This window comes from Vibrio sp. ED004 (assembly GCF_023206395.1).
Lineage (GTDB): Bacteria > Pseudomonadota > Gammaproteobacteria > Enterobacterales > Vibrionaceae > Vibrio.
The window spans coordinates 3567452-3586823 of sequence record NZ_CP066149.1 but is presented as its reverse complement, the minus strand read 5'-3'; the positions used below and the strand labels follow the sequence as shown (position 1 = coordinate 3586823).

At 42.7% G+C, this 19372-nt stretch carries 22 protein-coding genes and 1 pseudogene; 17 read left to right on the top strand and 6 right to left on the bottom strand.

What is annotated here, in order from left to right; all coding sequences use genetic code 11:
• The first annotated feature begins 430 nt into the window (after window positions 1-430).
• The 5 genes from artP (at window position 431) to ITG10_RS16355 (ending at window position 4449) form a co-directional block, all read left to right on the top strand.
• Window positions 431-1159, top strand: a complete 729-nt coding sequence (artP, locus tag ITG10_RS16375) for an arginine ABC transporter ATP-binding protein ArtP (protein WP_128644398.1) — start codon at window positions 431-433, stop codon at window positions 1157-1159.
• A gap of 119 nt (window positions 1160-1278) precedes the next feature.
• A complete protein-coding gene (locus tag ITG10_RS16370) occupies window positions 1279-2010 on the top strand; it encodes a lysine/arginine/ornithine ABC transporter substrate-binding protein (RefSeq protein ID WP_017631882.1) in 732 nt (243 codons plus the stop codon).
• Window positions 2011-2013: 3 nt separating this feature from the next.
• Entirely contained in the window at window positions 2014-2700 is a 687-nt protein-coding gene (gene artQ, locus ITG10_RS16365; protein ID WP_017631881.1) for an arginine ABC transporter permease ArtQ, read from the top strand.
• Window positions 2697-3365, top strand: a complete 669-nt coding sequence (gene artM, locus ITG10_RS16360; RefSeq protein ID WP_017631880.1) for an arginine ABC transporter permease ArtM — start codon at window positions 2697-2699, stop codon at window positions 3363-3365. The genes artQ and artM overlap by 4 nt, the downstream gene beginning before the upstream one ends.
• A 322-nt stretch (window positions 3366-3687) precedes the next feature.
• Complete coding sequence (locus tag ITG10_RS16355) at window positions 3688-4449, top strand: hypothetical protein (protein ID WP_017631879.1); 762 nt, start codon at window positions 3688-3690, stop codon at window positions 4447-4449.
• Between the two features lie 380 nt (window positions 4450-4829).
• Here the strand turns inward: ITG10_RS16355 and ITG10_RS16350 are convergent, their stop codons facing one another.
• Entirely contained in the window at window positions 4830-5855 is a 1026-nt protein-coding gene (locus ITG10_RS16350; protein ID WP_017631878.1) for an IS110 family transposase, read from the bottom strand.
• Between the two features lie 92 nt (window positions 5856-5947).
• Between ITG10_RS16350 and ITG10_RS16345 the strand changes: the two genes are divergently transcribed.
• A complete protein-coding gene (locus ITG10_RS16345) occupies window positions 5948-6661 on the top strand; it encodes an abortive infection system antitoxin AbiGi family protein (protein WP_017631877.1) in 714 nt (237 codons plus the stop codon).
• A gap of 27 nt (window positions 6662-6688) precedes the next feature.
• On the opposite strand, the pseudogene ITG10_RS16340 reads toward ITG10_RS16345, so the two are convergent.
• Window positions 6689-6899 (bottom strand): annotated as a pseudogene (locus ITG10_RS16340) (IS110 family transposase); the annotation flags it as partial.
• A 66-nt stretch (window positions 6900-6965) separates the two neighbouring features.
• Between ITG10_RS16340 and ITG10_RS16335 the strand changes: the two are divergent.
• The 9 genes from ITG10_RS16335 (at window position 6966) to ITG10_RS16295 (ending at window position 10757) form a co-directional block, all read left to right on the top strand.
• Window positions 6966-7172, top strand: a complete 207-nt coding sequence (locus tag ITG10_RS16335; RefSeq protein ID WP_017631876.1) for a hypothetical protein — start codon at window positions 6966-6968, stop codon at window positions 7170-7172.
• A complete protein-coding gene (locus tag ITG10_RS16330) occupies window positions 7169-7651 on the top strand; it encodes an ATP-binding protein (protein ID WP_017631875.1) in 483 nt (160 codons plus the stop codon). The genes ITG10_RS16335 and ITG10_RS16330 overlap by 4 nt, the downstream gene beginning before the upstream one ends.
• A 208-nt stretch (window positions 7652-7859) precedes the next feature.
• Window positions 7860-8282, top strand: coding sequence for a hypothetical protein (locus ITG10_RS16325; protein ID WP_017631874.1), 423 nt, complete (start codon window positions 7860-7862; stop codon window positions 8280-8282).
• A gap of 4 nt (window positions 8283-8286) precedes the next feature.
• Window positions 8287-8751 (top strand): hypothetical protein, encoded by a 465-nt coding sequence (locus ITG10_RS16320; RefSeq protein WP_241430354.1) that lies wholly within the window; start codon window positions 8287-8289, stop codon window positions 8749-8751.
• Window positions 8752-8861: 110 nt separating this feature from the next.
• Window positions 8862-9194, top strand: a complete 333-nt coding sequence (locus ITG10_RS16315; RefSeq protein WP_017631872.1) for a hypothetical protein — start codon at window positions 8862-8864, stop codon at window positions 9192-9194.
• Window positions 9195-9253: 59 nt separating this feature from the next.
• Window positions 9254-9535: a hypothetical protein gene (locus tag ITG10_RS16310; protein WP_017631871.1), complete on the top strand. Its 282-nt coding sequence runs from the start codon at window positions 9254-9256 to the stop codon at window positions 9533-9535.
• Between the two features lie 64 nt (window positions 9536-9599).
• Window positions 9600-10031, top strand: coding sequence for a DUF3291 domain-containing protein (locus ITG10_RS16305; protein WP_017631870.1), 432 nt, complete (start codon window positions 9600-9602; stop codon window positions 10029-10031).
• Window positions 10032-10174: 143 nt separating this feature from the next.
• Complete coding sequence (locus tag ITG10_RS16300) at window positions 10175-10507, top strand: YnfA family protein (RefSeq protein ID WP_004733816.1); 333 nt, start codon at window positions 10175-10177, stop codon at window positions 10505-10507.
• Window positions 10508-10541: 34 nt separating this feature from the next.
• Window positions 10542-10757 (top strand): DUF6434 domain-containing protein, encoded by a 216-nt coding sequence (locus ITG10_RS16295; RefSeq protein WP_017631869.1) that lies wholly within the window; start codon window positions 10542-10544, stop codon window positions 10755-10757.
• 124 nt (window positions 10758-10881) lie between these two features.
• On the opposite strand, the gene ITG10_RS16290 is transcribed toward ITG10_RS16295, so the two are convergent.
• From ITG10_RS16290 to ITG10_RS16275, 4 genes are all read right to left on the bottom strand, one after another.
• Window positions 10882-12375 (bottom strand): efflux transporter outer membrane subunit, encoded by a 1494-nt coding sequence (locus tag ITG10_RS16290; RefSeq protein WP_017631868.1) that lies wholly within the window; start codon window positions 12373-12375, stop codon window positions 10882-10884.
• Window positions 12376-12377: 2 nt separating this feature from the next.
• Window positions 12378-15497 carry an efflux RND transporter permease subunit gene (locus ITG10_RS16285; RefSeq protein ID WP_248386533.1) on the bottom strand — a complete coding sequence of 1040 codons (3120 nt, stop codon included), beginning with the start codon at window positions 15495-15497 and terminating at the stop codon, window positions 12378-12380.
• 9 nt (window positions 15498-15506) lie between these two features.
• Window positions 15507-16616 carry an efflux RND transporter periplasmic adaptor subunit gene (locus tag ITG10_RS16280; protein WP_017631866.1) on the bottom strand — a complete coding sequence of 370 codons (1110 nt, stop codon included), beginning with the start codon at window positions 16614-16616 and terminating at the stop codon, window positions 15507-15509.
• A 99-nt stretch (window positions 16617-16715) separates the two neighbouring features.
• Entirely contained in the window at window positions 16716-17594 is an 879-nt protein-coding gene (locus ITG10_RS16275; protein WP_213865072.1) for a LysR family transcriptional regulator, read from the bottom strand.
• A 563-nt stretch (window positions 17595-18157) separates the two neighbouring features.
• Here ITG10_RS16275 and ITG10_RS16270 point away from each other — a divergent pair.
• Both ITG10_RS16270 and ITG10_RS16265 read left to right on the top strand, forming a co-directional pair.
• The gene (locus tag ITG10_RS16270) at window positions 18158-18595 is read left to right on the top strand and encodes a curli assembly protein CsgF (RefSeq protein WP_248371457.1); all 438 of its coding nucleotides are present in this window, start codon (window positions 18158-18160) and stop codon (window positions 18593-18595) included.
• 2 nt (window positions 18596-18597) lie between these two features.
• Window positions 18598-19344 (top strand): CsgG/HfaB family protein, encoded by a 747-nt coding sequence (locus ITG10_RS16265; protein ID WP_248386532.1) that lies wholly within the window; start codon window positions 18598-18600, stop codon window positions 19342-19344.
• Window positions 19345-19372: the final 28 nt, after the last annotated feature.

Below are 19372 nucleotides of genomic sequence, written 5' to 3'. Positions count from 1 at the left end.
CATTAAAGCATTTATTGCGCTGTGACGCTCCCTAGGAAACTCAATTTCCAATATTTCATCACTCCTAAGTGAATAATTCGAAACGACCTTAAAGGAAAGTTAAGCATTCTGAACCAATCAGTTCGATAGCAAACTAAGCTAATTAACCCTGATTTTTATGCAAGTAAATTGGCGTTAATAGGAGAGTGCACTCATAAGTTTGCAATCGAGCGATGATTTGTAAATTGATAGCAAAACGTTTGCTTTTTGTCTCGATATTAACCTTATCAATGACTTGAAAGATTTGGTTGTAAGACCAGTTATAGCGACTGTTTTTTGTGCAATATTTGTTACAAAAATTCAACAAAGTAGTTTTTTATACATTTTTCTTGCATAAAACCTCGGATTGAATAGAATAACCAACACATGACAATTAATGCAGTATTGTGGCATGAGTATTCAAGTAAAGAGCATCAACAAATCATACGGTGATACCCAAGTTCTTCACGATATCAGTTTCGACTGTGAGAGTGGTGAAACTTTGGTATTGCTTGGCCCAAGCGGCGCGGGCAAGAGTTCATTACTGCGTGTATTGAACCTGCTAGAAATCGCGGACAACGGCGAATTAGACATTGCGAACGAGCAATTCGATTTTTCAAGCCAAATCCAAGAAAAGCAGGGGCTTAAACTTCGTCGTAAAGTCGGCATGGTGTTCCAGCAATACAACTTATGGCCACACATGACGGTAATGGAAAACTTGATTGAAGCACCAACCAAAGTTGCAGGCTTGGATAAGCAAGAAGCGATCAAGCAAGCTCAAGAAGTACTAAAGACACTTCAACTTGCCGACAAAGCAGACGCTTGGCCACTTCAATTGTCTGGCGGTCAACAACAGCGTGTTGCGATTGCACGTGCGTTGATGATGAAACCGGATGTGTTGTTGTTTGATGAACCAACAGCGGCGCTTGATCCTGAGATCACCAACCAAGTCGTGAGCATCATTAAAGAATTGAGCGGAACGGGCATTACCCAAGTGGTCGTGACGCACGAAGTCGATTTCGCGAAGAAGATTGCTAGCCACGTTCTGTACCTAGAGAAAGGGTACATCGTTGAACACGGCACCAGCGATTCATTTATTAATCCGCAGACTCCAGAGTTTGCTGAATATTTGACTCATTAAGTAAGTCATTTATTAAAAGAAAGTTGACTCACTAGATTTAGTTAAACACAACATCAATTAAAACAATCAAATTATAAGAATGGCCGCAGGCCACTATTACAAGTATTCGGAGTAACAAAATGAAAAAGATTCTACTAGCTTCACTTATCGGTCTTGCTTCTTTTAACGCAGCAGCTCAAGAAGAAATCAAATTCGCAATGGAAGCAACTTACGCACCATTTGAATACATGGATGAGAACAACCAAATCCAAGGTTTTGACGTAGACCTAGCAAACGCACTTTGTGAAGAGATGAAAGCGACATGTACTTTCCACAACCAAGCGTTCGATAGCCTGATCCCAGCTCTTAAATTCAAACGTTACGATGCAGCTATCTCAGCAATGGATATCACTGAAGCGCGTCTTCAACAAGTTAACTTCTCTGATGCTTACTACGACAACTCTGCAGCATTCATCTCTTTTGAAGGCAAAGTAGCAGACCAAGCAGCACTAGAAGGTAAGCGTGTTGGTGTTCAAAACGGTTCTACTCACCAGAGCTTCTTACTTGAGCAAATGACTGGCGTAACAGCGGTACCTTACTCAAGCTACCAAGATGCATTCATCGACATGAAAAACGGTCGTATCGATTCTGTATTCGGTGACACAGCCGTTGTAGCTGAATGGTTCAAGAAAGAAGACAACCTAACGTACGTCGGTGACCAAGTAACAAACCAAGAGTACTTCGGTAACGGCTTTGGCATCGCAGTAAACAAGAGCAACCAAGAACTTGTAGACCAGCTTAACGTTGCACTTGCAGCAGTGAAAGCGAACGGCGAATACGACAAGATCTTCAACAAGTACTTCGGTAAGTAATTTATGGAATTAACGGGTTACTCTTTAGGGCTCGTCGAAGCAAGCTGGATGACTGTTCAGCTTGCGTTCGTAAGCCTATTGGTTGGATTGGTTCTAGCAGTTTTGTTTGCAAGTGGTGAGATGTCTCGTCGTATTGCAATCAAATGGCCAACGACTGCATTTGTGACGATTGTTCGTGGTTTACCAGAAATTCTGGTCGTACTGTTTATCTACTTTGGTTCGACACAAGTTCTGTTCATGATCACTGGCGACTTCATAGAAGTGAGCCCGTTCTTATCTGGTGTTGTTGCACTGTCACTTATCTTTGCTTCTTACGCTTCGCAAACCTTGCGTGGTGCATTAAAAGCAGTAAGCAAAGGGCAGAGAGAAGCAGCAGGCGCGCTTGGTATTTCTCAGTCGCGTGCATTCTTTCGTATCGTGTTACCTCAAGCGGTAAGACACGCACTACCAGGGTTAACCAACCAATGGTTAGTGTTACTAAAAGACACCGCGCTAGTTTCGCTGATTGGCGTAACGGATTTGCTGAAACAAGCACAACTAACATCAGCAGCAACGCACGAAGCATTTACTTGGTACGCGACAGCAGCTGCAATTTACTTGGTCATCACTTTAATCACACAAAGATTGGTAAAAGTGATTGATGGTAAGTTCTCTATTCAAGGTTTGGGTAACAAAGGGGCAATGGCATGAATCAACAATACCTCTCTCAAATGCTTGAAGGCTTAGTGACCAGTCTTCAACTCACAGGCGCTTCATTGCTTGTCGGTTGTATCTTGTCACTGTTGATGACCGTAACGCTGATCCTAAGATTACCAGTAATACATTGGTTCACTCGTGGACTTATTACGCTGTTCACGGGCACGCCGTTATTGGTACAGATCTTCTTGGTGTATTACGGTCCGGGTCAATTCGATTGGATTCGTGAAAGCTTCCTTTGGACTTGGTTAAGCCAACCTTGGTTCTGTGCAATGTTAGCACTCGCACTGAACACCGCAGCATACAGCACGCTACTGTTCAGAGGCGCATTCAACGCCATTCCAGCAGGGCAGTGGGAAGCGTGTCGTGCACTCGGCATGGACAAAATCGGAACGTTGAAAGTGTTGTTGCCATACGCACTGCGCCGCGCCGTTCCTGCTTACTCGAACGAAGTGATTCTCGTCTTTAAAGGCACGTCACTGGCAAGCACCATCACCATCATGGATTTGATGGGCTACGCTCAGCGAATCAACGGCCAAACCTACGACACGCTCACCGTGTTCGGTATTGCTGGCGCATTCTACTTAGCAGTGAACGGTGTATTAACGCTGATCTTCCGCCAAGTAGAGAAGAAAGCCCTCGCATTCGAAGCGGTATAAGCTAGCTACTCACAAGCTTAACTAACGTGTAAAGCCTGCCATTTATGTTTGCATAGATGGCAGGCTTTTTTGTGTTTGGGGTATGCGCATAGGTACTGTTTTTATATCCAGTTGGACGGGGTTTTTACGGAATTCATACTATATGGAAATATTCTGCATTTTGTCATTCAATGAGCCTATCTATGTTTTAAGTCACTGAAATACTGTGATTAATTGTGGTAGAGTTCCGATTATATGAAACTAGATAGAATAATTCTGTATTTAAATGCAGAATTTTTCTGTCTAAGAACTGTTAGCTAAATAATTAAAATTTGGAGAAAAAGTGGAACCAGAAGTTAAACCTTCATTTAGTATGAAGTATGTCATTTTAACGTTGATTACGACAGTGCTTGTTAGTGTTGTTGGTATCGTAATCAACAAAGCATTTGAAAGTAAGGTTAGTAAAGAGTTAATAATTACATCAAAGTCAGAGCTGAATATTATAGAAGCTGTTAAAAGCCCTGGTTTGCAAATAAGCTCACGATATACGCTAAAAGACGAGAATCAAACAGAGATTCGCTCCCTACTAAGTAAAACTTTTGTTGTTGAAAATGTTAGTAATGAGGGAGTGGATAACTTAGAAATATCAATAGCTATAGATACCGAAAAAGCTAAGCTTATTGAACAACCTGAAATTACAACAGACCCCAATTATATTATCGATGGTGTGCGTGTCGTTAAAGAGGAGTCAAGTAACGAAACAAATCATCATTGGAGAGTATCATTGCTGAATCCTGGGGAATCTATACAGTTTAGTTACTCAGCATACTCAGAATTGGAAGATGTCGATGTGAGTTGGAACTTTGTTCCTCGTAAAAAAGATTGGTCAGTAAAAACGAGAGTCAGAGAGCGTGATCCTATCACACAAGCATTTGGAAGTGCTTCGTTTGCACTATTTACGATGATGTTCTTTTTAACAATGACGCTTGTGGTCTCTATACCAGCTTACTATTTGCAATGGTCTAGACGCGAAGACTTCAGATTGCAATATGGTAGTTTTATGCGTTTTTGGCGCGAACATAGACCGTGGAAGTTATTTAGCTAACAAAGCATTTAAGAGTGATTCCCAACGCTTGGCATTTTTCATTCCATCGTTGGGTGTCGTGTTTACGGTGGTATAGTTAAGTTTCGTGGTAGCGTTGCTCACACCTTAATGCGGCTACATGGATTCCCCCGGTTGTCAAACATCCGCTAAACTTATGTTGATGGGTTTTGGACTGCCGCTCTACATTCGGCCTACTTATCGACGATTCGCATACGTCGTGGCCCTGATGACTTGCGCGACTGCGGTGCCTTATTCGTTAGATGACATCTAGTGTGTCCGCCGCATTAACAGGCTCTCCGCAAGTGGTCTTAACCTATCTCCATCATTAGCGTCTGCAATGACCCAGTGGGTTTAACTCTTTATGCTGCTTAAGTGTCTACTTAAGCAGCATAGTTTTCATATTCTGTTTGATTGTGTAAAAGCGACCATATAATTCGTGCGTTCTTCGCGGCAAGTGCCACTATCGCTCGATTCATTCCTCTGCGCTCTAGAACGCCTCGACACCACTGACTTAACTTATCTTGCTTGTCGCCAAGGTTGGCAATCAAGGTCCTTGCTCCGTGAACTAATAGTGTTCGTAAGTATTTGTCGCCGTGTTTGGTTATCCGACCTAAGCGAGGTTTCCCTCCTGTGGAATATTGCTTTGGTACTAGTCCTAGCCAAGCAGAGAAATCACGGCTTTTATCAAATTGAGAACCATTGCCTATCGAAGCAAGTATCGCAGTAGCAGTTTGCGGCCCGATACCTCGAACCTTCATCACCCGTTGAACATTAGCGCTGACCTTAGCAAAAGAATCGAAGACTTGTTCAGTATCGGCGATACGTTGATTGAGTTCGTCAAGGTGATGATAAGCATCGGCTATCACCGTTCTTGCGAGGTGTGGCAGTTCATTTTCTGCATCTTCGAGCATTAAGGGAACCTGTTTCATCAATGAAGAGCGACCAACAGGAATGATTAATCCGAATTCAGAAAGCAGGGCACGCATGCGATTCATAAGCGCGGTGCGTTCACGAACCCAATGTTCTCTCATTCTATGTACCGATAGGATGGCTTGTTGCTCGGGGGATTTTACGGGCACAAAGCGAGTTGATGGGCGCTGAACAGCTTCGCATATGGCAACAGCATCATTAAGGTCGTTCTTTCCCTTAGTTCGATAAGGAACTACGTATTTAACGGCCATAATACGTGCGTCGTGACCCAGTTTATTGAGTGTTCTTGCCCAATAATGTGCACCACCACACGCTTCAACGCCTATACGCATGACTGGCATATTTGCTATTGTAGTCAGCAGTTTAGAGCGAGTTACTGACTTATGAAGTATGACCTTACCGTTTTGGTCTACGGCATGAAGACTAAAGTGGTTTTTGGCTAGGTCGATACCGCAGAAATAAGAATAATTAGACATGGTGCCTCCGGTGCAATTAAGTACCACATAAGTGTGGTAGATCCTCGGTAGGGGGAATCCATGTCATTCGTTATGTTAATAATGAGGAAAGTATGAAACCAAAATCTGATAGTTTGTTCCACTTTACAAGATCTTTAGACGTTCTAAAGTCCATTCTAAAGAATGGCATATTCCCTCGTTATTGTATGGAAGATATAGAGTGGATGGGTGGTAATAACGACTATGTAGCTTACCCAATGTCGTGTTTTTGTGACATTCCACTGTCGAGGATTTCTGAGCACACAAGCTTTTACGGTCGATTTGGTTTAGGTTTGAGTAAAGAGTGGGGAAGAAAGAATAACCTAAACCCTGTAATCTATAGCTCTGAAGATGGTTTGACTCAAAAATCACTTAAGTTTTTTATGCAGCATGATTTTGATGATGAATGCAGTGATGAGGCTCATAATCACCTCTATAAGCTTTTAGCTCTGCATAAACCAGTGGAAGGTAAAATGGTTTTGGGTAATGAAGTTGTCACTAAAGAGTTTCATATAGAGAACGAGTGGCGATATATTCCAGACTGGGAGATAAAGTTTCTTTTTACTCAAAATTCAACGGAAGAATTGCAAGAAGAAAATAAAAAGTTAGAAAAACGAAAGTTGGAAATAGCGCCATCCGATATAAAATATATTTTTGTACCTGAAGATGGTGATATCCCTAAGCTAGTGGACTTTATAAACAATGAACTGGGTAGCTTTTCATTAAATGACTTAAAAATACTTCAAACCCGAATAGTATCATTGGCAACGCTAAACGGGGATATTTAACATAACAAACGACTATGGCGTCAATGATTAGTTTTTGGCTGTATTTTCATCCCACATGGCGTCACCTCTCAACATAGAATTAAGGGTCACAACCATCTTTCGTACACACGCGATTATTGCGACTTTCTTAGGCTTCCTGGCAGCTAAAAGTAGAACATAAGTTGCCTTGAATACGGGGTTGCATAGCCGACATCATTGCCATATATAACACTGTGCGTACTTACGCTCGACCGCCTTGGTTTAAGGTCTGGTCGTAACGTCACTTACACCTATACATAGTTTTGCTTTCTAAGAGGGATTGAACATGAATCAAGGGATTTTCAAGAATCTGAAGCTGGCATTAGGTGTTGGTTTGGGTGTCGCCATTCATCAGTACTTTTTTATCACGGATAGTGCGTTTGATTTCTATCGACCAATTGTGGCGTTTGCTTTTACGTTTGTCGTTAGCAGTATTGGTACACTTCTGAAAGATAGAATCATGCGTAACAAGGAGACTAAAGGGGCATCATGACTAAAATCTATTTGGTGTGTGGCTTTATCGGCTCGGGTAAGACGACTTACTCTAAATCGCTTGCAGAAAAGCATGGGGCTTTTCGTTTCTCGATCGATGAGTGGATGATTCCTTTGTATGGCGAACATATGGAGCGTGAAGTTTTTGATCGCCGGTTGGCTACGCTACAAGGGTTATTCAAGGAGTCTGCAATGCAGCTTTTTTCCTTGGGTGTTCCTGTGATTTTTGACTTTGGTTTTTGGCGTAAGTCTGACCGAGATTCTTTTACAAGCTGGGCATCAAAACTAGGTGTGGACAGCGAAGTTCACTACCTTGATGTTCCGTTTGAGACTTGCAAGCAGAGGGCATTTAGCCGGAACTCGGAATTGAATGGTAAGTCTTATGAAATGACACCGGAAATGTTAGATCTGTTTTGGTCTTGGTTTGAGGTTCCAACTTCAAATGAAGATGTTGTTTGGGTTCAGCTGGAAGCTCAATAAAATATGCGACTAGGCGTGAAGGTGAGTGGCCTTTTTGTTATCTAGCTTGTGTTCTAAGCCTTAGGTTACATCGGGTTTATGAAAGTCTGAGTTGTCCATCGAGTAGTAGAGCGATAATTGCACTCCAGTTACGCCATTTTTGGTAATTAACATTCCCTGTCGATTATCGAATCTTTCATCAAACCAACTATTAAGACAGGGAACTGAAATGAACAGAATGACATGGGTCGCGCTGGCTCCGTTATTACTATCAACGGCAATGATATTTCGTACTTTTATCTATGGAAGCCAAAGCCACATCGAAGTTATAACGGTGTCGTTGGTATTGTCTGCACCTTTGATTTTTACGTTTGTACTTGTTTTCTTATTTTGCCGAGATAACGTTTCTGATAGATATGCGCTACTTGGAACAATCGCAATTTGCGGGCACTTATTTACAGTGATGCTCCATGTATTGTGGAACGGCTTTATGTTGGCGGATGTGATTAACAAAGATGATTTAGGGCCAGCACAAGGCTATACCGGTTTGATACTTTGGGTTGGTAGCGTCAAAACGATGCTACTCGGCTTGGCTGTAGGGTTATGCCTTCATTACTTACCACGTTTATTTAGAAAGGCCGCAGCAAGATAGCTGTTTGGCTAGTTCGTTGCCTATAGGAATTGTCACCGTGTTTTATAGTAAGGAATTCAACAAGGGATTGCTGCTAATCCTTATTTCAATAAGTGCTTTCATTGTCATTACCTCTGATAACAACCCTGAGACATTAATCGCTCACGCCATCAACGGCTTAATTGCTTTGCTCTTTTTCTCCATGACAATTGAAGTCAAAGACAATGTACTAAGCTGGTATTTCGGCTTTGGCTTTTGGCGTAAGAATGTCGAGGTGTCAGACATTGCAGAGACATCGTTCTATCAAAGCAAGTGGTATCAAGGTATAGGCATCCGAATGCTGAGCGATGGCTGGTTGTATAATGCATCGATAGGTTCAGCGCTGAAGTTAAGCTTAAGCACTGGAAAGCATGTTTACATTGGTTGTAAAGATACGGATGGTTTAAAGCTGGCCTTGAAAACCGCTAACGAAAAAATAACTCAAAAGTGATTTACGAGGCTTGGCATTTTTCGTTTAAGGTTTGGCTAATGTTCAGGTGATATGGTTTTGGGTCAGTGGTGTTGCTCAAACCGTAAAGTATTATGTTGACAGGGGAAGTTATGAATCAACAAGAAGCCTTTATAGGGTTTGCGGTTTATGGGGTTATCAGTAGTTTTATCTGCTTGTTTACGTTTTTTATTATCAAAGATGCAAAGTGCAAACAAACATTGTGGACTTTGCAAGCTGTTGTTTTTGGTATCTTCTTCGTTGGCTTTATCTATTGGTCTGGTGGTGATGGGCCAAAATTGTTGGTCTGGATTCCGCTTGTTATTTTAATTTCTATCTACAATATCCACTCTCTGAAATTTTGTGGTTCTTGTGGAAAAACTAACGTAAGAAAAAGCGGATTGTCATCCATTAAATCATGTAGTGAATGTGGTAATGCTTTATAGTAAAGCTAAGAAATATCGGACGTTTGTTCATTTTAGTTTCAGCCTTAAAAGGAAGTTGTATGAATTTAGATAAAGCTAAAAAACGCATCGCAAAGCAGGTTAAAAAAGGCGACAACGGATACCCAAAAATCACGTTAGCGTATTACGGATCGACCAAAGATCTCGCAACGGAAGTCGCAGTTCAATTTATGCTGGGTGAGGGCGATGGTGTTCAAGAAGAGCGTTTTTCTTGTGAAACCGAAATCCGAGATAATGAGCTAATCCAAACGACGTTACTCAAGATAATCGAGCGCGCTAATGTTAACTCAGTGATTGAAGTTGAAGGCGTGACGGTTCTTTAGTTGTCTTAGTATCAGTCGGTGCGTTTGAAATTTTCTACTCATAATTTATCAAGGAAGGAACATTATGAAATTAGCTCAGTTAAATATCGCTCTGGCTAAATACCCGTTAGATGCGCCGGAAATCAAAGAGTTTGTCGATAACTTAGAGCTGGTTAACGGAATCGCAGAAAGCAGTGAAGGGTTCGTTTGGCGTCTGAAAGATGAATCTGGTGACGCCACCAACATCCAAGCTTTTGATGATCCTAATATGATTGTGAACATGTCGGTGTGGGATTCTGTGGATTCGTTAAAGAACTTCATGTTCTGCACACATCACCGTGATTTCATGCGCCGAAAGGGGGACTGGTTTCAGCGTTTACCTGAAGATACTTATGTTCTTTGGTGGATCGAAGAGGACCATATTCCTACACTCGAAGAAGCGATAGAGCGACTTGAACACCTCAGAGAAATCGGTGATACACCGTATGCCTTCACTTTTAAAACCAATTTTACATAGTCAGAAGCGCCAAAATAGCGTTCGTCCAATCAGCGTTATGTTCCATTGAAATTAAAATAGGGTCATCTGTGGTGTGTGGGAGTTGTTGATGTTGGATGGATCATCGATAGTGTTTTCTGCATTTAAATTGATAAAGGTAAGTTGTGATTGAATTTAAAACGGTCGGTCTTTTTGTACTTACGGCGGTCGCCGAGATTGTAGGGTGTTATCTGCCTTATCTTTGGTTGAGAGAAGACAAGAGTATTTGGTTATTGATTCCTGCTGCGATAAGCCTTGCGTTGTTTGCTTGGTTATTGACGCTTCATCCTACCGCGACAGGGCGTGTTTATGCAGCCTATGGCGGTGTGTATATTTCTGTTGCCCTAATATGGTTGTGGCTTGTTGATGGCGAAAAGCCGACAACGTGGGATTTGGTCGGTGGCTCAGTAGCACTACTCGGTATGGCGATTATTATGTTTGGCCCTCGCAACGCGTAGTGCATGCATTGAGATGACAGGAAGAGAATAAACCATGGAAAAGGTTGATTGGCACAAGAATCAGATTGATGACAGTACCGTCATAACGGACAGCTACAAAACGACTCAAAACGTGCGTCGATATTTTAAGTCCAAGCTTGGCGAAGAGTTTAAATTTGACCGTGATTTTATGCAGTGGATGAACAATGCGACAGGATTGACTATGGGTGATGCCTTACAAGAGTGGGCGAAGCGTAACGATATAAATTAATGGATTATCTTGTTGGTAAACTTATTTACCAGCTAACCAGTTCACAAAAATACCGCCGTAATCAACGGCGGTATTTTTTATTACGCTTATCGCATTATTCAGTAGATAACGAAGAGCAGTTAGCCTAGTTTACGCGGGCTAATTCAACAGTCTGCGTTTCACTCGCTACTTTCCAATCGCCACCTAAAGCTTTGTATACTGCAATCGTGGTGTTGGCTGTTTGAAGCTTGGCGGCCACTTGTCGATCTTGCATCGCTTTTTGTTGTCTTTGTGCGTCTAACACCGACAAGTAATCGACTAGGCCTGCTTTATAGAGCGACTTTGCTTTGCTTACAGCGTTATCGACGGCGAGGGTGGCTTCATCGATGCGCTTTTGGTTTTCTTGGCTACGGCCATAGGCAAACAAGCTTGAATCGACTTCTGCAAAGGCGCTGTCTACTGAATGTTGGTAGTTAAGCGCTGCAGAACGGAACCTTGCTTCGTTCATTTCCACCATGGCTTCGCCGCGGCCACCATCGAACACATTCCAACTGATACCGGCAGATGCCGCCCAGCCAAATGAGTCGCTACTGAATAGGTCATCAAAACTTCCAGCCGTCACACCTGGCGTACCCGTTAGGAAGAACTTTGGATAGCGATTGGCAATGCTTGCGCCGAGTTCTTCGTTAATGGCTGCCATTTCTCGTTCTGCAATACGGATGTCTGGGCGTTGTTCTAACAAGTCAGAAGGTAAGCCTGTCGGAATAACATCGTTCATTCGCGGCAAGGTAAATTCACCTGCTAAACGTTGGTTCACGCTCGTAAGTGATTCGCCTAACAACACTGCCATGCGATTTTTGTGTACTTGCTCTGCGATTTCAAGTTGAGGAACAATGGATTCAGTCGCAGCAAGCATGGCTTTGGCTTGAGCAAGATCTAACTCCGAGCCATAGCCGCTGCGAACCACTTTGGTGACCAGTTCTAAAGTCTGCTTTTGGTCGGAAATGTTCTCTAGTGCGATCGCTTTTCGCTCTTGAGCGCCACGATATTGCAGGTAGTTGTGAATGACATCGGCAGTGATCAAGGTATTCAAACCCGATTGGAATATCTCGGCTTGTTCAACTCGAATCGTCGCCGCGTTGGATTGCTTATCGATACGTCCAAACAAGTCCATTTCCCATGCGATGCTTGCACCTAAGAACCCGCCATCGTGTTGCGCTTCCAGCAACGACATGCCCGTTGCTGATTCAACTGCATCAGAGGCGCCAAATACCGGGCCGAGTAGGGAGTCGTTCTCACTCAGCTGGTAGTTGTAATAACCACCACCAACATTCACAGTCGGGACTTTGAATGATTCGACTACGCTTTTGTACGAGTTGGCCATGGTGATACGCTCGGCGGCCAATTTAAGTGGGATGTTCTGGCTTTGGACATCGGCCACTAACTGATTGAGCGTTGGATCACTGAACTGTGTCCACCAATGATTGTGCTGTTGGTTTTGGCTCACACCGTCTTGACTATATAGAAACGTTTCAGCCATGGTCGTTTGTGGTTCTACGTAATCAGGGCCAACCGCACAACCTGTCAACAACAAGGCGAGAGCAATAGGAGCCACTTTAAACTTTGTTAATGGATACATGTTTATTGCTCCTTGTTGAATGAGGTTGTAGTGCCGCTGTTTGTAGATTGAGGCGTTGCATCAAGCACGATCACTGCGTCTTTGATGGCTTCCTCTACTGTCTTTTTTTCTTCAGTTCGATAGAAAAGCTTGTACAGCGCAGGCATTACAAACAGAGACAACACGGTTGCCGCAGCCAAACCACCGATAATGGTTGCTGCCATCTGGTCAAACAGTAGATCGCTTAGCAATGGGATCATACCAAGTGCCGTGGTGAGTGCGCCCATTGAGATCGCCATCGTACGGTTCACTGTCGCTTCTTTGATTGCGTCAGACAGTGAGCGACCGTTCTTACGTTCGAGCTCGATTTGGTCCATCAACACGATGCCGTTCTTGATGATCATACCTGTTAATGTTACAGCGCCAATCAGAGCCATGAAGCCGAATGGTTTATCCAACAACAATAAACTGAATGTTGCACCCGTCGCCGCAAGCGGTAGGGTGGTGAAGATGATCACTGGCTGTTTGAAGCCGTTAAACATCGCCACTAAGATAATTACCATCAACAACATTGCTTTAGGCAGTTGCTTAAGAATATCGCTGACCGCTTTATGCTCGTCGTAATATTCGCCACCCCATTCCAAGTGGTAACCATCTGGAAGGTGGATTGATTCAATTTGCTCTTTAACGGAGTTTCTTACTGCTGCGGGTGTGGTGTAACGACCAACGCCAGCTTGTGCAGTGATGGTTTTCACTCGGTCACGACGCCAAATCATGGTCTCTTCACTGGTTAGCTCAAACCCATCGATGACTTGGCCGAGTGGAACGCTGTGTATGCCCAATAGAGAGCGAACCGGCAGAGTTTCAAGTGATTGAATTGAGCTTTCTGTCCCGCGAAGTTGAATCGTGACCAACTCATCGTTCAACTTCATACGACCCAACGGCATACCTTCTGACGCGCGCTTTATCGCGAATGCAATGTCTGCGCGGTTAATACCTGCAAGGCGCATCTTGTCTTGGTTAATGATAGGTTCTAACACTTTGGTCTTTTGACGCCAGTCGTCACGAACGTATTTGGTGTCTGGATGTTGAGCAAATATAGCTTTCGCTTGCTTTGATAGTCCGTGAAGCACCTCGACATCCGGGCCGGAGAAACGCGCTTCAACACTGAATTTATCTGAGGTCGCCAGTTTTAAACCTCGGAATCGCGGATCAGCGTCAGGAAACTCTTTTGCTAGCCACTTGTCACCACGAGCAATTAGTGTGTTGAGTGATGGATAATCAACAGCGTTAATCAAGATCTGGCCATAAGCAGGATCGAACGGTTCAGGCTCAATGGTTACTGAGAAACGCGGTGCGCCAGCGCCCACATAGGTTGAAATATTGGTCACTTCTGGCTGTTCAAGTAACCATGCTTCAATGCGTTCCATGTCTTGTGAGGTTTGCTCTATCTTCGCACCATTCGGAAGCCAGTAATCAACGAACAAGATAGGGCGATCCGCTTGCGGGATAAAGTTAATCGCTATGTTCGGAATTGCCAACGCGGTGACCAAAATAAGCGGGACGAGGGCAGTCAACGCTTTGATTGGATTATCGACCGTCCAGTTGACGCTTTTACGGTATAAGCTCACTTTAGTGTCGGTTTTTTGTTTGGTTGGTTTGATGAACATCCAGCACATTAGAGCGGTGAAGGTCATTGCTACGAACCAAGACAACAGTAGCGAAGACGCAATGATTAAGAATACTGAACTGGCAAATTCAGCGGCATCGGTCTTAGAGAAGATAACCGGACTCGCACCCATAATCGCAATCACTGTTGCACCAAACAAGGGTGTCGCGGTCTCTTTAACAGAATCAACTGCTGCTGCAGTTCGGTCGATACCTTTGTTGATCTTCACGATCATCATATCGGTAATTACAATCGCATTATCAACTAACATGCCAAGCGCAAGGATAAACGTACCCAAAGACACACGGTGCAAATCGATCGCCGCAATGTTCATGTAGATAAGCGTGAGTAGAATCGTCAATAGCAAGCTTGAACCAACAATCGTTGCACTCTTTAAGCCCATGAAGATCGACAGTACAACAAACACAATCGCGACACTTTCAAGCAGGTTGCTTACAAAGTTATCTATCGATTTCTGAACTTCTTCAGGCTGGTTTGCAACGGTTGCGACTTCAACACCCAAGGGCAGTGATGCTTGGAACTCGTCAACCACTCGATTGATATCGTCACCCAGAGATACCACGTTCACGCCAGAGACAGGGCTCATTGCAAGAGTGACGGCTGGTACGCCGTTGTAACGGTTTTCCGTCATCATTGGTTCTTGGTAACCCATGGTCACATCAGCAATGTCACCAAGTCGAATTAGCCCTGTCCCAAAATCACTGACACCACCTTTGATCATCAGGTTGTTAATATCAGCGAGTGAGGTGAACTGGCTAGATTGCTGAACACGAATGCGCTCACCGCCTGCCGCAAATTTACCCGCATCAAACGTCGCGTTTTGTGTGTTGAGCTGACTCCAAACCTGAGCCATCGATAAACCATACTGCGCTAAACGTTCGTCTGGAATATCAATATGTACTACGCGAGGTTGAACGCCATGCAGTTCTACTTTTTTTATACCGTCTACGGTTTTAATGCGACGTTGTAACTCTTCTGCATAAGTACGTAGTTCTGAAGGAGAAGCGTCTTCACCGTACACAGAGAAAAGCATGCCATACACTTCAGAAAACTCGTCTTGCACAATGCTGATCTGTGCTGTGCTCGGCAGCAGCATTTTCATGTCTGATACTTTACGACGCAGTAAATCCCAATCTTGTGGCAGTTCTTTTGAATTCAAAGACTCTTTCAAATCGACAAATACCATCGACATGCCCGGACGAGACAAAGAGCGCAGGCGGTTTAAGTTCGCCATCTCTTGAAGCTTTGTTTCTACCGTATCTGTTACCTGTTGTTCCACTTCTTCGGCTGAGGCTCCGGGGTAGAGCGTAACAACAACGGCCGTTTTGACTGTGAAGCTAGGGTCTTCGAGCTTACCGAGGTCAAAATAGGAGTACAGGCCAGCGATGACACTCAACACAGTGAAGAATAGGACGAAGGTTCGTTGCTTTATAGCAAAGTCAGCTAAGTTCATGGTGCGTACCTACAGATCTTTTACTTGGATTGATGAGAAATGTTGACCTTCTTGCACGTACTGCGCGCCACTCACTACCACATAGTCGCCATTGTGAAGTTCTGATTCGACACACGCGGTATTCTTACCGAATGACGCCACATTGACAGGCACAGAGATGGCTTGCGAGTTTTTGATGGTGAATACCTGTTCGTTGCCTGACTGGTTAACGATGGATGAATAAGGCAGGCAGAAATTGTCGCTGCTTTCACCCAGTTGCGTGGTGAGGGTAACCGCTTTACCTGGTAACAAACTGAGTGTGTCACCATGTTCTAAATCGTCTAGACGGTAGGTGACCGAATAGGTTTGTTTGATAGGGTGAGGGAGTGTAGAAATCTCAGTCGCATGACCAGTAATAGACTTCTTTGCGTGATACCAACTGATGGTGGCTTGTTGTTCGGCTTTGAATTGATGAATCAGGTTTTCAGGCACATCAATGGTCACCTCAAGCTGCTCTGGCTTGTGGATAGTGAAAACCGAAACACCTGGTAGCACTTGTTCGTATTGGTCGAAATTAGAAGAGGCAACCACACCATCGAATGGGGCAAGCAGGCGAGTGTAGCGAATCGAGTCTTTTGCTCGGCGTATGTTTTGTTCAACCACTTTTACGGCGGCTTCGCTGCGTTCATAGCCGCTGATCGCTCGGTCTAAGTTCACGTCCGCAATTGCATTGTCATCAATCGCTTGTTTTACGCGAGCTAATTCGGCTTTTGCGAGTTTATGTGCTGATTTGGCTTCTAGCGCGCGAGCTTGTAATTCTTCTAACGCCACTTGGTAATCGTGTGGATCTAACTGAGCAATCGCTTGACCCTTTCTCACGCTATCGCCAGTTTTGACTAACAATTCTTGAATGGTGCCGGGAACACGAAAAGCCACACCTGCCGTTTCAACCGATTGAAGTTTGCCTGTGAAGGTTTTGCTGGCTTGTTGAGGTTTCGATTCAAGTTGTACAACTTGAATTGGACGCTCTTCCGTTACTTTGGCTGAATCGGCAGCTGATTCTGTAGAAACAGACTGATTGCAACCGATAAGAGGGAGAAGAGTGGCTGCGAGTAGAGAGTAGCGATAGATGGACATCATGAATTGCTCCTAAATATTGATGGAGCAATTCTATCGAGATGAAGTCTAGAGATAATCAGTGCTAACGGTATAACACTGTCACACTATTCATGACAATAATTAGAGATTTGGTAATTCTTGTAATAAGAAATCAATCAATAATTGGCTGGCGTGGCTGAGTGCTTTGCGTTGTGGATACAACAACCAAGCTTCTTCTTGTTGCATGGTGTGATCAGGGAAAAGATTGATCAGTGAGCCTTCTTTAAGTTCTTGTCTCACCATCAATTGAGGCAATAACGCGATACCTCGATGACGGGCAGACGCACCTTTCACAAAACCGATACTGTCACTAACAATCGACGGTTCTACCTTTACAACTTGGCCTGATATTTCCCATTCCTTATCAACATCACCACTTGGCCAACGGAAACAGACAAACGGAAATTTAGACAGCTCTTCAAGCGTTGTAGGTTTACCTGATTTAGCAATGTATTCAGGGCTAGCAACGAAAATACGCTGCAAATCCATTACCTTACGCGCGACAACATTAGAGTCACTCAGACGACCGCCATGCATTGCAAGGTCTAACCCTTGTCGATACATGTCGATAAAACCGTTACTGATGCTGCGAATATCAAGTTCAATCTCTGGGTAAAGGTCTTGGAATTTGAATAGGGTAGCTTGAACGATGTCACCGGTTTCAGGTAGCAAACCTATCTTGACTCGACCATGTGGTACTTCCAACAAGTTAGAAGCCATGTGATTGGCCTTTTCAAGTGCACTTAAGGCTTTCAATAGCTCGTTGTAATAGAGTTCCCCCGATTTAGTGACTGACAAACTGCGTGTAGTACGAAAGAACAGTTGAATGTTTAAAGACTTCTCTAAGTCATTGATACGGCGACTAACGTTCGCTCTTGGCAGGTCTAATGCATTCGCAGCAGCGGTAAAGCTACCCAGCTCAACCACGGTGGTGAACAATTTAAGATCTTCGATTTTCATAACAACAGCATTGAATCGTTTTTAGAACAGTATGTTGGGCATCGTATACCAATTGGTATACAAAACCTAAATATTCATCTGAATAAATAACTTTTTTGAAGGCGGTTCTTTTGATAAAAATTACAACTCGTAATGATTGTATTTAACGAAACCCTATGGTGTAAATACAAATGCAGACTAAAAAATAATTTCTATATATGGTGCTATGAACGCTGATTTATAATTAAGCCGACACTACTAGTAGATATACAAAGTGATATAAATCTCTGTAAGTAAGTTTACTATTATGTTCGGAGTGTATTCTGGAACACAGTTTCTTCCCGTATTTTATAACATATCATCAAATAATCACTATTAATCACCTATTGTAATAACCTAACAATGTCATTTCATGATGATTTTTATCAAATAAATTCTCAATTTGAGAATTTATTTGATAAAAATCATAAGGGTAGCAACTTAATTGTAAAGATTTGTTTAAAAACAACAACTTAAAAATATATAATAGTTGGCATTACGTTTGCTAGTGTTAATTACCTGATTTTATTGTTAATGGATTAAAAATGAAATTACCATATATAATACTAATTTTTTCTTTTGGCGTTAACTCAGCACAAGTTACTTACAGCCTCACAAACCCAGTCTTTGGCGGTTACAACCCTGGTTTTGTAAACGCATCAAAAGAAAGAATATCAATTGTTGAAAAAAACAAATCACAAAAAGAAAGAATATTGAAAGAGATAGCAAGACAAGAAGCCAGCGAAGACAGAAATAGCCCTTCTAAACAATTAGAACGAACTCTTGTTAACTATATTAATTCTCAAGTTTCAGAAAAAATAGCACGTTCAATTTTCGATGATAACCAAGATAGCGGTAGTATAAATGTGTCAGATGGCTTAAACCTAGATTATGAAAAAAATGGTGATATTTTAACAATAAACATATCGGGTGAGAATGGAGACCAAAACATTGAACTATCAGTTCCAGGGATTGGAGATTAAAAATGAGAATTATAATTATTATTTTATCTTTTGTTTTAAATATAGGGTGCTCTTCCATAGAAAAAAACATAGTCGAAAAACCATATACGGAAAATAATGTTAAATTTGATAGTGAAATTATCTATCCAGAACATTCTAAACCCATGAATGTAACTGTCTATCGTTTTTCCGACTTTTCAGGACAAAGAAAACAAGGCTTATTATATCAAGAAGCTTCTACTGCTGTTCCTCAAGGTCTTGATTCTATGTTAATGCACTCGCTTTCTGGGTTAAATGATGGGAAGCTTTATAAAGTTATTGACAGAACGTTTCTTGCCCAAATGTTAGATGAAAGACAATTAGCTTCGGTATCGGTCAGCCCAAAGAGTTTAGGAGTTTTGAAAGTACCAAGTATTGTATTCACTGGGGGAGTAATAGCTTATGACCACAATAACAAACAGGCTGCTGGTGGTTTTTTCTTTAATGATTTTTCGCTGTCTAGCGAGTATTCGGTAGACACCGTGACCGTATCTTTAAGAGCTGTATCAGTTAAAACAGGCGAGATATTACTCAGTAGTATCTCTAAGAAAACAATAATATCCATGTCTGCGGGAATAAACTCATACAAAATTTTCGATGACAATTTAATGCAATTAGAGATGGGAGGGTCATATAACGAACCAGTAAGTGTTGCAACTCGACTAGCAATCGAACAGTCTATTCTAGATATAACGGAGAAAGCGTTAGAACTAGGGTGGTGGAATATATGAAGAAGGAATTTAATATGAAAAGTTATAT